Raw genomic sequence first — 13,044 nt, 5'->3', positions numbered from 1 at the left:
CGCTCGCAATGACAAACGGTAAGAGTAAGTGCGTTTGCTTTTGCTACAGGATATAGCGGCTCAAGTCCTCGCTCTTAACGATCTCCTGAAGCCGCTCCCGGACATACGCAGCGTTGATCGTCACCTGGGCCCCGTGCATAGCAGGCGCCTCAAACGAGACCTCGTCCAGCAGCCGCTCCAAGATGGTGTACAGGCGGCGGGCGCCGATGTTCTCGGTCGCCTGATTGACGGCGCTTGCGGTAGCGGCCAGCTCCTGTACAGCATCTTCTGTAAAGTTCAGCGTAACCTCTTCTGTCTTCAGAAGAGCGGTATACTGTTTGATCAGGGCATTCTGCGGCTCTGTAAGGATCCTGACGAAGTCGTCCTGCGTCAGACTGGCCAGTTCGACGCGCAGCGGGAAGCGCCCCTGCAACTCCGGAATCAGATCAGACGGTTTCGCCACGTGGAACGCGCCGGCCGCAATGAACAGGATGTGGTCCGTCCGCACCAGGCCGTACTTGGTGTTGACCGTGCACCCCTCGACAATCGGCAAGAGGTCGCGTTGCACGCCCTGGCGTGAGACATCCGGGCCGTGGCTTGAATCTCGACCGGCGATCTTGTCGATCTCATCCAGGAAGACGATTCCGGAATCCTCAACGCGGCGAATCGCCTCAGACCGCACCTCGTCCACGTCGATCAGCTTGTCGGCCTCTTCCTGAGCAAGGATCCGATGCGCTTCCCGGATCTTGACCTTACGCCGCTTGGTCCGCTGGGGCAACAGGTTCCCCAGCATCTCCTTCATATTGATGTCCATCCCCTCCATGCCGGCGCCGCTGAAGATCTCGACCATCGGCGTGGCCCGATCCTTGACCTCCAGTTCCACAGTGCGGTCGTCCAGTTTCCCTTCGTGCAGGCGCTTCCTGAGTTTCTCGCGTGTCTCGGCCACCGAGGCGGCTGCTGCGTCATGAGATTGTTCGATACCGGAGGGCGTGGGTATCCTGCTGGTGGGTAACAGCAGGTCCAGGAGCCGCTCCTCCGCCAACTCCCTCGCCCGTTCCTGGACCCCCTTGATCCGTTCCTCCTTCACCATGTCGACCGCCAGTTCGGTCAGATCGCGCACCATCGATTCGACGTCGCGTCCGACATAGCCCACCTCGGTGTACTTGCTGGCCTCAACCTTGATGAACGGGGCATCCACCAGCTTGGCCAGGCGGCGGGCAATCTCGGTCTTACCCACTCCCGTCGGTCCGATCATGATGATGTTCTTCGGCGCTACCTCGTCCCGCAATTCCGTCGGCAGCTTCTGACGCCGCCACCGATTGCGCAACGCAATGGCGACGGCTCGCTTGGCGTCCTTCTGACCGATAATGTATTTATCCAACTCGGCCACAATCTGTCGCGGTGTCAACTGTTCCATACCAGGCTCCCACTTCCCGTAACGTTACACTGTCATTGCGAGCGTAGCGAAGTAATCTCGTTCTTACCAAGACCATGAAGCTTGCCCCACGCCCTGAGATTGCTTCGTCGCGTTGCTCCTCGCAATGACGCTTACGGAATGATCTACAACTCTTCGATCGTGATCGTATCGTTCGTATAGACGCAGATAGAGGCAGCGATCTTCATCGCCTCTTCGGCGATCCTTCTGGCGTCGAGTTCGGAAAACCGTACAAGCGCCCGAGCCGCAGCGGCCGCGTATTGCCCACCGGAGCCGATGCCGACGACCCCGTCGTCCGGTTCAATCACATCCCCCGTCCCCGAAATGACCAGCGAATGCTCTTTATCGACTGTTACCAGCAGCGCCTCCAGTCGGCGCAGCGCCCGGTCGGTTCGCCAATCCTTCGCCAGCTCAACCGCAGCGCGCGGCAGGTTGCCGCCAAACGCCTCCAGCTTTGCCTCGAACCGTGATTGGAGGGCAAACGCATCGGCGGCCGCCCCGGCAAACCCGGCGATCACCCGATCATTCCATAGCCGACGGACCTTGCGGGCGGTCTGCTTCATCACCGTCTCGCCGACGGACACCTGCCCGTCCCCGGCCACCACGACTTTCCCCTTATGCCGTACCGCCAGAATTGTTGTGCTTCGTGTTGTTATCACCCTATACCCTCTACCCTCTACCCTATACCCTAGTTCTTAGGCCCGCGGATGCGCCTTGTCATACACCTCCATCAGGTGATCCAGATTCACGTGGGTATACCGCTGGGTCGTCGAAAGCCGTGCATGCCCCAGCAGCTCCTGAATCGCGCGCAGATCGGCCCCGGCCTGCAGCAGATGCGTCGCATAGCTGTGGCGCAGTCCGTGGGGTGTGATCTTCGGCCCCAGACCGCTCCGATTCAGGCACTTCAGTACGATTCGCGCGGTACTCCGTGGGGTCAAGCGGCCGCCTTGCTGATTCAGAAACAGCGCCGCCAGTTCGGGAGTATCGTGTTTTGACTTCAGGATCAGGTCATCCCGTTGATCAAGATAACGCCTCAGGACAGCAATCGCCTTAGATCCTATCGGAACGATTCGCTCTTTTCCTCCTTTACCTCGCACCCGAACCAGACCCTGCCGCATATCAACATCCCGCACATCCAAGCCCGTCAACTCGCTCAATCTGATCCCTGAGGCATAGAAAAGCTCGAGGATCGCGAGATCTCGGGCGCCGGGGGGATCTGGCTCATGGGATGACGCCAGGAGCCGATCCGCCTCGTCCACAGTCAGATAGGCCGGTAACCGCTTCGGCAGCTTCGGGGTCGGAACGAGCTTTGCCGGATTTGCTGTAACGATACCCTCCCGGCACAGGTACCGGAAGAACGATCGCAGGGTCGCCAGCTTCCGCGCAATGCTGCTTCTGGCGATGCCCCGTCTGTGCAGATCCGCCACAAAGGCCCTGATCGCCAGGACATCTATCTCGTTCGGCTCGATCTCCCGGCGGAGGGCATCCCCGTGTTCGGCGTCGCTTGTGGTGAGCCTGGTCGAACCGCTCCCAATCGGTTCCCGCCGCGACAACCCGCGAGTTCTCAGGAACGTTTGAAGCTGCTGCAGGTCGATCGCGTAGTTCTGCAGCGTGTGCGACGACGCCGCCCGCTCCACCTGAAGATACACAAGATATGCCTCAATCTGCTTCAACACCGGCTCTATCCCCGTCCGTTCCTGTCCGGTACGATACGAGGAATAGCCTGAAAGATCAAGCCCAAAGGTTGCAGTTGTGGGACCTGAGGCTGTCTTCAAGACAGATCGGGCAGGTCGCGGAGAGCGCGCGCGGCGAGGGCCTGGCGCCGCTGCCGCTTCGCCCGAATCAGTTCGTCGAGCGGCGGCAGCAGGCCGAAGTTCACGTTCATCGGCTGGAAGGTACGGGCATCGGCGTGACAGATGTGACGGATAAGGGCTCCGAGAGCGGTGGTCGGCGACAGCACGATGGGATCGTCGCCGCAGAGACGTCTCACCGCGTTGACCCCGGCTAAGAGTCCGGTGCCGGCCGATTCCAGGTACCCTTCCACGCCGGTGAGCTGTCCCGCCAGCAGGATTCCGGGATCGCCTTTGAACTGCATCGTCTCCTGGAGCAGGGCCGGCGCAGCGATGAAGGTGTTGCGGTGGATCGAACCGTATCGAAGGAATTCGGTGTCGCCAAGCCCAGGAATCATCCGTAGAACGCGGCGCTGCTCGCCCCACTTCATCCGCGTCTGAAATCCCACCATGTTGTACATGGTGGCCTCCCGATTCTCCAGCCGAAGCTGGACAACGGCGTAGGGTTGGCGTCCGGTCCGGGGATCGGTCAGGCCTACCGGTTTCATCGGCCCGAACCGCAAGGCATCCTCGCCGCGGGCCACCAGGACCTCAACAGGCAGACAGCGTTCGAAGTAGTGCGCCCCTTCGAACGGGTGAATCGGCGCGAGTTCCGCCGTCCGGATTGCATCCCAAAAACGCCGATACTCCTCACGCGTGAGAGGGCAGTTCAGATAGTCATGACCACCTTTATCATAACGGGAGGCGGCAAAGGCTACGGTGCGGTCGATGGACTCGGCGGCAACGATGGGCGAGATGGCGTCATAGAAATAGAGCAGATCGTGCGTATCGACGGAGGCCTCCACCGATGCCTGATAGTTCACCAGCAGATCGCGCAGTGCGTCGGCCAACCGACCGGAGGTGAGCGGACCGGTGGCGATAATGAGCGGCCTGCCGTCCGGAATCGCCTTGATCTCCTCCCGGATCACGGTGATGCGCGGGTGCCCCGTAAGCCGTGCGGTCACCTCAGCCGCAAAGGCATCACGATCCACGGCCAGTGCCGACCCGGCCGGGACAGTATGCGCCCGCGCGGCGGCCATGATGACCGATCCATACGAGGTCAGTTCCCGCTTCAACAGGCCGTGACAGTCGTCCGACGCGTCCGATTTGAGCGAGTTACTGCAGACCAGCTCGGCCAGCCGATCGGTCTTGTGGGCGGCCGTACAGACGGCCGGCCGCATCTCGTACAGGCGCACATGGGCGCCCCGCGAGGCGGCCTGCCAGGCCGCCTCGCACCCGGCCAGCCCTCCTCCAACGACGACAATCTCGGTCACGCCTTCGCCTGTACAGCCGCCTCGGCCTCCCGCGTATAGGTACACCCTTCGGCGCTACACCGGATCGTGACCCCGCCGCCTTTCAGCCGTTTCTCGATCAGGAAGGCCGCCCCGCACTGCGGACAGGCCTCCTGAATCGGACGATCCCAGATGGCGAAGGCGCATTTTGGATAGCCGGTACACCCATAAAAAACCCGTCCCCGTTTGGTGCGTCGCTCGGAGAGCGGGCTGCCGCATTGCGGACACTGGACCCCGATCGGGATCGGCTTGAGATGTTTGCAGGCGGGATAGGTAGAGCAGGAGAGGAAGCGGCCGTAGCGCCCCTCCCGCATAACCATCGGGCTCCCGCACTTCTCGCAGACCTCGTCGGTCGGCTGCGGCGCCGGACGCGCGCCGGCGGACTCTGCCGGCGTGAGTTTCCGGATCGTCTTGCACTCGGGGTAGCCGGAGCAGCCCAGGAAGGGTCCGAACCGGCCGCGCTTCATGACCATAGGCCGGCCACAATTTTCGCACGATGCCGTCTCGGCCTCGGCCGATGCATGGACATCCTCATCCGTCGCGTGCTCACCCTTCAGCTCGGCCGTCAATTCCCGCGTGCCTTTGCACTCCGGGTAGTTGGTGCAGGCCAGAAACCGGCCGAATCGACCCCAGCGGATCACCATCCGACTACCGCACCGCTCGCAGACCTCCTCGGTCTTCTCTTCCATCGCCTTGATATTCCGCATCCCGACTTCGGCCTCCTTCACCCACTGGGCGAAGGGTCCGTAGAAGCGGCGCATCTCCTCAAGCCAGTTCTTCTGTCCCTCCTCGATCTCATCGAGGGTGGTCTCCATCCTGGCCGTAAATTCATAGTCCATCACGTGAGGGAAGCTTTCCACCAAAAGGCCGACCACAATCCCACCCAACTCCGTCGGTCGGAATTTCCCTTGGGTTTTTACCACATAGTCGCGGTTCTGAATCACGCTCAGAATGGAGGCATAGGTGCTGGGACGCCCGATCCCCCGTTCCTCCAGCTCCTTGACCAGCGTGGCCTCGGTATAGCGTGGCGGCGGCTGTGTGAAGTGCTGGGCCGGGGTCACATCGAGCAGCCGCAACGGCTCCCCGACCTCCAGGGAGGGGAGCACCAATTCGGCCTCCTCCTCGACGGCTGTTCCCTCGGCTGTTTCATCTTTCGCCTCGGCCGGCTTGGTCTCGGCCGCCTCGTCCCGCCCCTCGATATAGACCTGCATGAAGCCCGCAAACCGTTGATGTCGACCGCTGGCTCGCAAGGTAAATCGTCCGCCCTGGATCGTCACCGTGGTGACGTCGTAGAGGGCCGGCGGCATCTGGGACGCGACGAAGCGACTCCAGATCAGGGCGTAGAGGGCTAATTGGTCCTTCGTCAGAAACTGCCGAAGCGATGCCGGATCCCGGTAGATCGATGTCGGGCGGATCGCCTCGTGGGCCTCCTGGGCGCCGCGGCCGCTCCGGTAGGTCGGTGGTCGATCAGGCACAAACGCCTGCCCGAACCGCTCGGCAATATAGCGGGCCGCCTCTGTCTGAGCCTCCCTGGAGACGCGGACCGAGTCTGTCCGCATGTAGGTGATCAGCCCGACGGCGCCTTCATCACCGATCTCGATCCCCTCGTAGAGTTGCTGGGCGATCTGCATCGCCCGTCTGGCCGTCAAGCGGAGCTTTCGAACGGCCTCCTGTTGCAGCTTGCTGGTCGTAAACGGCGGGACCGGATTGCGGCGCTTTTCCTTCTTGGCAAGGTCAGTGACCCGGAACTCCTGCCGGCGGAGTTCCTCGACAACCCGGTCGGTGTGCGCCTGGTCCGACAGGTTCACCCGTTCGCCGTCGATCCTGTACAGGCCCGCCGTAAACGGTGGGGGTGTGCGGCCTTCCAAGGCGACATCGACCGACCAGTACTCGGTCTTGACGAACGCCTTGATCTCCCGTTCCCGATCCACGATCAGGCGCAACGCGACCGACTGGACCCGCCCGGCGGACAGCCCACGCCGTACCTTGTCCCAGAGGAGCGGACTGATCTGGTAGCCGACCAGACGATCCAGAATCCGTCTGGCCTGCTGCGCGTCGACAAGCCGCTGGTCGATTGCGGACGGATGCTCGAACGCCTCCCGTACAGCACGCTTCGTGATCTCATCGAAGGTGACGCGGTGGACCGGTTTTTTGGCAAGGCTCAACGCCTGCACCAGATGCCAGCAGATGGCCTCGCCCTCCCGATCCGGGTCGGCCGCCAGATAGATCGCGTCGGCGCCCTTGGCCGCCTTTTTCAGCGCCGATACGACCTTCTCTCGTCCCTCGATGATCTCGTACTGAGGGGCGAAGTCGTGCGCGACGTCGATGCTCAGCGACTTGGCCGGCAGATCGCGGATATGGCCCATCGAGGCCGCCACCACGAACCCTTTTCCGAGATATTTTCCGATCGTCTTCGCCTTTGCAGGCGACTCAACAACTACCAATGACTTAGACACGCCCAACTCAGCCTCCTTTACCAGCTATCAGCGTAGGAGCCGGATTTTCCCTGCCCCATAGGGCGCAGCAAGCGGCGCCCCTACATTACTAGCCGCTGATTTTCTACCCTGCACCCTCCACGCTACACCCTCCACCCTATTTTTTTACCGGCCGGAGCCGCTTGGCAAAACTTTTCCCTGGCAGCTCCTCGATCATCCCCTTGAGCATCAACGACAAGAGGAGTGACGCCATCTGACCGGCCGGAAGCTGTGTCCGGTCGATCAGGTCATCGATCTGCATCGGTCCGGCCTCCAGCGTATCGACGATCAGGGTCTCTTCAGGCTCAAGCGGACCCCTCATGGGGGTCAGATCCAGCTCGATCTGTGTCGGCGCCGACACCTGGGGCTCAATATCCTCCCAGATGTCCTCCCACCCTTCCGTCAGTTTCGCGCCCGCCTTAATAAGCTGATGGCACCCGCGACTCAGGCGCGATGTGACCTGTCCGGGAACCGCGAAGACATCGCGCCCTTGCTCCAGCGCATAATTCGCCGTGATCAGCGCCCCGCTGTCGAGTCCGGCTTCAATCACGACGACGCCCCGCGCGAGGCCGCTGATGATCCGGTTCCGGCGCGGGAAGTGGCTCGGCTTGGGCGGCGTAAAAACAGGGAACTCGCTGATCAGGGCGCCTCGTGCGGCAATCTGATCGGCCAGTTCCGCGTGCTCGGAAGGATAGGTGACCCCGACTCCGCATCCCAGTACGGCGACGGTCCGCCCGCCCGCCCCCAGCGCCCCTCGATGCGCCGCGGCGTCGATCCCACGAGCCATGCCGCTTACGATCGTCACCCCGCGCTGTGCGAGTTCTGCGCTGATCTGTTCCGCCATCGCGCTGCCGTACGGGCTGGCCGTTCGCGAACCGACCACCGCAACAGCCACCCGATCTTCCGCTCTCATCGCACCTCGCAGATAGAGAACCGGCGGTGGTGAATGTATGGCGGCCAGCAACTCGGGATATCCCGCTTCACCGAATCGCACCAGACCAAGACTTCGTGCCTCGATCACTCGCAGTTCCCGATGAAGGGCATCACGCCAGGGAAAGGAGACAATGGTCTGCGCGTTCTGCAGGCTCACGCCCGGAATCTGCGTGAGCGCCTCTATATCGGCCTCGAGAACAGCCTCGGCCGAACCGAATCTCTCTACCAGGCGGTAAAAGGTGGCCGAGCCGACCTCAGGGATCAGACCGAGCGCCAGCCAGGCTTCCCGCTCCGTCAGTCGCTGCCTAGTTTCACCCATGACCTCTATCGCCTCGTCACTATGTGAAAAGCTGCCGGTCGTCAGCCCTCAAACCGATCCGGTTATTTCCGTACGTATGCAGGCAACAGGTTGAATGGAGTGAGCAGACCTGCGAATTTCCGGCGGCACGTCTCTCATAGGAAAGGCGGAAGAAAGCGGGATACGGAATCGTTGTGGCAGAGGACGGCCTTAGCCCCCTTCACCTTTCGGCATATCGGCAGCGCCTCCATCGGATACCCCGAGACCGGAGCCTCCGCCGCCGAGCGCGGCAAAACCGTACTCCAGCAATGCGACGGCCTCACTCCACCGACGGACATCGTTCAGGAGAACGGCGATCAGTTGGCGCTCGCCCCGCGTGGCCGACGCGACAAGGCACCGGCCGGCTGATGACGTGTAGCCGGTCTTGACACCGTCCGCCCCGACAAACTGTCCGAGCAGTTGATTGTGGGTGCGGATCACCCTTCGCTTCACCACGTTTCCTCTTCGCCCCGTCAGGATGGCGATTCGAACCTCGCGGGTCTGGACCATGCGGGCGAACGTCGGATTACGCAAGGCCTGACGAGTCAGGATCGCCAAGTCGTACGCGGTTGAGTAGTGATCCGGATCGTCAAGTCCGTGCGGATTCGCGAACCATGTCCCCTGCATCCCCAGAGCGGCTGCCTTCGCATTCATTTGGGTAACAAACCGCGCTTCACTTCCACCGACATGTTCGGCTGCGGCCAACGCGGCATCGTTCGCAGACTTCAACAGGATCGCCCACAACAGGTCTCGAAGCATAATCCGCTCACCGCGTCGCAGTCCCAGCCCGGTGCCGCTGACAGCGGCGGCCCGCTCACTGATCACCACCTGGTCATCCAGCCGTCCCTCTTCCAAAATAAGGAGCGCCGTCATGATCTTCGTCGTACTGGCGGGGGAGCGTCGCTCCGTGGGGTACCTCGCAAACAGTACCGCGCCCGTATCGGCGTCCATCAATAGCGCTGACGCGGCGCTCAGCGCCTCAGGATCGGCTACGAACCAATCGAGATCGGTTGAGACGCCCCCGCGACCCGTCTGTCGCGTCGGCGCAGGCCCATCTGATTGGCGAACCGTTTGTACGCGAGTGATCTGGGAGTGGCGGGTTGAAAGGCCGGTCACCGATGGGAGGGTAAGATCCTCTCGAATCCTTGCTGAACGCGGCGATCGCCCCCACGCCGGGAGAGCGGTTGCCAGGATGATGCTCAGCGTGACGAGCGCAATCCGCTTCTTCCCTCTTTCCACGGGCTCTCCTTTACCTACGGCGCGCCGAACAGCTCGGTCTCGACCATCTGACAGAGGGCGTGGCCCAGCGTGGCATGGACCTCCTGAATCCTGGGTGTCGATTGAGAGGGCACCACAAACGCATAGTCCACTGACTCAGCGAGGTTTCCGCCATCCCTGCCGGTAAACGCAACGGTGCGAAGTTGCATCTTGCTCGCCGCTTCGATTCCACATATGACACTCGGAGATCGGCCACTTGTACTGATTCCGATAGCCACATCGCCCGCAGAGCCTAGGGCTTCAACTTGACGGGCAAACACCTGAGCGTAACCCCGGTCATTGCTGATACTCGTCAGAATTGAGCCGTCAGTGGTCAGGGCGATGGCCGGGAGCGCCGGTCGGTCAAGCAAGAGACAGTTGACCAACTCGCCCGCCAGATGCTGTGCGTCGGTCGCACTCCCGCCGTTGCCGAAGATTAATATCTTCCTGCCGGCTCGCAAAGCGCCTGCGACCGCTGTGGCGGCCTGGACCATCAGGTCCAGGTGACCCTCCAGAAAGGCAAGCGTAAGTTCGGCGCTCTCACGGAATATCGCCTCGGCCATATCCCGACGCCAATATCCGACGTCGGGTTTCATATTCCTGACATCAGATCCCAGGCTGAACGGCTGTCCCACATCTGAGCCACCACGCGTTGTAACATTCCCATGTCTATCATGTGGAACGCAGAACCTGGTACGTAGAACCGACAATGGAATCGCATCAATCGCGGTTATAGCGGAGCTATTACCTTATGGTGAGTCTGATTGTCAAGGAGAAAAAAGGCAAAGGCACTGCAGGGGATGTGACTGCCGTGTTATCCCTTGGCTTTGACCTTAGCGGAGGCTTGCACTTTGGCCCGCTCCCATATACGCCACTCATAGACAATGGGAGAAGCCACAAACCAGGAAGAAAAGGTCCCTACACCGATACCGGCGATAAGCGCGAGAGAGAAATCGTGGAGCACCTCCCCGCCGAGTAGGAAGAGGGCAAACAAAACCAATAGAACCGTGATTCCCGTCACGGTCGTCCGGCTCACGACCTCATTGATGCTTATGTTGATGATCTCGCCCAGCGATTCTTTCCGTCGGCCCCGAAGGTTCTCACGGATTCGGTCGAAAACTACCACGGTATCAGACAGCGAATACCCGGCAAGGGTGAGCAACGCGGTGACGATGAGCAGGGTGATCTCCCGGTTTAATACCATGAAAAGTCCCAGCACCGCCAGGACGTCGTGGAGGGTAGCGATGGCCGCAGCCACCCCGAACTTAAACTCAAAACGCCAGGCGATATAGGCGATGATGCCGAGCATAGAAATCGTAATCGCCCATAAGGCGGCCTTCTGCAGGTCCTTTCCTATGGCCGGTCCGACCTCATTCGTCCCCTCTACGACAAAGGGATTATCGGGTAACCCTTTCGAAAAAATGTCCTGTACCCGCTGGGCCATCCCGACCTGACTGTCCTCCGCACGCTTCACACGAACCATGATCCGGTCCCCGCCGGCGAACTGCTGGGGTTCGCTGTCCTTCAGCCCACTTTCAGCCAGCAGCGTCCTGATCTGACCAAGGTCCACCGGCTTGTTGAACTTGAGCTGCACTGAGGTGCCGCCGGCGAAGTCGATGCCGAGATTCGCCGCGCCGCGCCCAATCTGAATGATCGCAACAATGCCGAGCAGGCAGAGAATCGACGATATGATAAACGCAATCCGCCGCCAGGCAACAAAATCAATCTGTGTCTTGCCGAGAAGTTCAATCACTGTTAACCCTAGGGGATGGGGGTTGGGGGTTGGGGGTTGGGGGTTGGGGGTTGGGGACCGGAACTCACTAGCCATTTTTTCCATACCCTATACCCTACACCCTGTACCCTGTCTTTAGATGCTTAAGGTTTTCAGATTCCACCGCTGGGTCATCCAATCGTACACGACTCGGGTGCCCGTCAGCGCCGTCACCAGGTTAAAGATAACCCCGAGGCTCAGCGTAACCGCAAAGCCTTTCACGGGCCCGGTCCCGAACAAAAACAACGCAAACGCGGTAATCAGTGTCGTCACATGGGAATCGACAATGCTGAAGAAGGCCTTGTCGTAGCCCCCATCAATAGCCGACCGGACCGTCTTACCTAATCGGAGCTCTTCACGAATCCGCTCCAGGATCAGGACGTTCGAATCCACCGCCATCCCGATTCCCAGAATGATTCCCGCGATCCCCGGCAGTGTCAGCGTGGCCCTGAGACTGGCCAATGCCCCGACCAGCCAAATCAGGTTCAGCAGTAATGCAAGGTTGGCGATAACCCCGGACAACTTGTAGTAGATCGCCATAAAGGCGATGACAAGAACGCCGCCGAAAATCGCGGCCTGCACACCCTTTTGAATCGAGTCCAGACCGAGCGACGGACCAACCGTCAGATTCGAAATGATATCGACGGGCGCGGGGAGTGCGCCGGCCCGTAACACAATCGCCAGGTCGCGCGCCTCCTCCATGGTGAAGCTTCCGGAGATCTGGGCCTTGCCGCCGGGGATCTTCTCCCTGATGACCGGCGCCGAATAGATCGTATCATCCAACACAATGGCCAGGCGTCGGCCCACATTGGCCGCCGTCGCCTCACCAAAGAGTCGTGTCCCCTCCCGATCGAACTCTATAGAGACGACCGGCTGATTCGTCTGGCTGTCGATCTGCACCTGAGCCGAGGTCAGCAGATCACCGCTGAGGACGGCCTGCTTGTGCAGAACAAGGGGGATCTTGCCGGTCTCGTTCTGCCCCCCTCCACGACGCAGATACAGAAGCTGATCGTCCACTGGGATCTTGCCGGCCATAGCTTCAGCAAGATTGGCATCCTCGACTACCAGTTTGAACTCTAAAAGGGCGGTCTTCCCGATCAGATTAATGGCACGCTGCGGATCCTTGATGCCGGGAAGCTGGACGACAATCCGCCGATCTCCCTCCTGAACAATGTGAGGCTCGGCGACCCCGAACTGATCAATGCGGTTTCGAATGGTCTCCAGACTTTGTCGGACGGCCGACTCCTGGATCCGCTTCGCCTCACCAGAGGCCAGGCTCAGGACCAGTTCGGTCGGATCGGCACCGCCGGATTGTTCCAGGTTGCTATAATCCTTCAGGATGCGTCGCAATCCCTCCAGGCCCTCTTTCGCCTGAAGTTTGACCCTGATCCGGTCGTTGCCCTCGCGAGTCATCCGCTCGACAGCAATGCTGTCCTTCTCGGTTTCGCGGCGCAATTCGGCCAGCAGTCGATCGATGGTGTTTTCTATTGCCTTTTCGGTCGCGACCTCCAGCACTAAATGCATCCCACCCTGCAGATCGAGTCCGAGATTAAGTCGCTCAGCTCGCGGAAGTAACGGCGGCAGCAGTGACGGCAGCGACGGCCGACCGGACAGCGTGGGAAACAGATAGTACCCCGCGATCACGGTGACCCCCAAGAGCGAGAGGGTCTTCCAGACGACCGTTTTTTTCATTCGACTAGGTCCGCCTCTTTAGCAACACGCAACGCCGCAGGAATA

At 60.9% G+C, this 13,044-nt stretch carries 10 protein-coding genes; all 10 read right to left on the bottom strand.

The window, feature by feature from the left end; translation table 11 throughout:
- Positions 1-43: 43 nt before the first annotated feature.
- On the bottom strand, positions 44-1,396 hold the full coding sequence (locus tag C3F12_05135; protein ID PWB47355.1) for an HslU--HslV peptidase ATPase subunit: 1,353 nt from the start codon (positions 1,394-1,396) through the stop codon (positions 44-46).
- A 143-nt stretch (positions 1,397-1,539) separates the two neighbouring features.
- The gene (locus tag C3F12_05130; GenBank protein ID PWB47603.1) at positions 1,540-2,070 is read right to left on the bottom strand and encodes an HslU--HslV peptidase proteolytic subunit; all 531 of its coding nucleotides are present in this window, start codon (positions 2,068-2,070) and stop codon (positions 1,540-1,542) included.
- A 39-nt stretch (positions 2,071-2,109) separates the two neighbouring features.
- Positions 2,110-3,090, bottom strand: a complete 981-nt coding sequence (xerC, locus tag C3F12_05125; protein PWB47354.1) for a tyrosine recombinase XerC — start codon at positions 3,088-3,090, stop codon at positions 2,110-2,112.
- Between the two features lie 95 nt (positions 3,091-3,185).
- Positions 3,186-4,517 (bottom strand): methylenetetrahydrofolate--tRNA-(uracil(54)-C(5))-methyltransferase (FADH(2)-oxidizing) TrmFO, encoded by a 1,332-nt coding sequence (locus tag C3F12_05120; protein ID PWB47353.1) that lies wholly within the window; start codon positions 4,515-4,517, stop codon positions 3,186-3,188.
- Positions 4,514-6,991 (bottom strand): type I DNA topoisomerase, encoded by a 2,478-nt coding sequence (locus tag C3F12_05115; GenBank protein PWB47352.1) that lies wholly within the window; start codon positions 6,989-6,991, stop codon positions 4,514-4,516. Before C3F12_05115 ends, C3F12_05120 begins: the two co-directional genes overlap by 4 nt.
- Positions 6,992-7,127: 136 nt before the next feature.
- Positions 7,128-8,261 carry a DNA-protecting protein DprA gene (gene dprA / locus C3F12_05110; GenBank protein PWB47351.1) on the bottom strand — a complete coding sequence of 378 codons (1,134 nt, stop codon included), beginning with the start codon at positions 8,259-8,261 and terminating at the stop codon, positions 7,128-7,130.
- Between the two features lie 189 nt (positions 8,262-8,450).
- The gene (locus C3F12_05105) at positions 8,451-9,518 is read right to left on the bottom strand and encodes a hypothetical protein (protein PWB47350.1); all 1,068 of its coding nucleotides are present in this window, start codon (positions 9,516-9,518) and stop codon (positions 8,451-8,453) included.
- Positions 9,519-9,532: 14 nt separating this feature from the next.
- Positions 9,533-10,099: a phosphoheptose isomerase gene (locus tag C3F12_05100; GenBank protein ID PWB47602.1), complete on the bottom strand. Its 567-nt coding sequence runs from the start codon at positions 10,097-10,099 to the stop codon at positions 9,533-9,535.
- 251 nt (positions 10,100-10,350) lie between these two features.
- A complete protein-coding gene (gene secF / locus C3F12_05095) occupies positions 10,351-11,289 on the bottom strand; it encodes a protein translocase subunit SecF (GenBank protein PWB47349.1) in 939 nt (312 codons plus the stop codon).
- A 114-nt stretch (positions 11,290-11,403) separates the two neighbouring features.
- The gene (gene secD, locus C3F12_05090) at positions 11,404-12,951 is read right to left on the bottom strand and encodes a protein translocase subunit SecD (protein ID PWB47601.1); all 1,548 of its coding nucleotides are present in this window, start codon (positions 12,949-12,951) and stop codon (positions 11,404-11,406) included.
- Positions 12,952-13,044 lie beyond the last annotated feature (93 nt).

It is taken from the genome of Candidatus Methylomirabilota bacterium, from assembly GCA_003104975.1.
Lineage (GTDB): Bacteria > Methylomirabilota > Methylomirabilia > Methylomirabilales > Methylomirabilaceae > Methylomirabilis.
The sequence above is the reverse complement of the archived record's forward strand: the minus strand, read 5'-3'. Positions and strand labels throughout refer to the sequence as shown.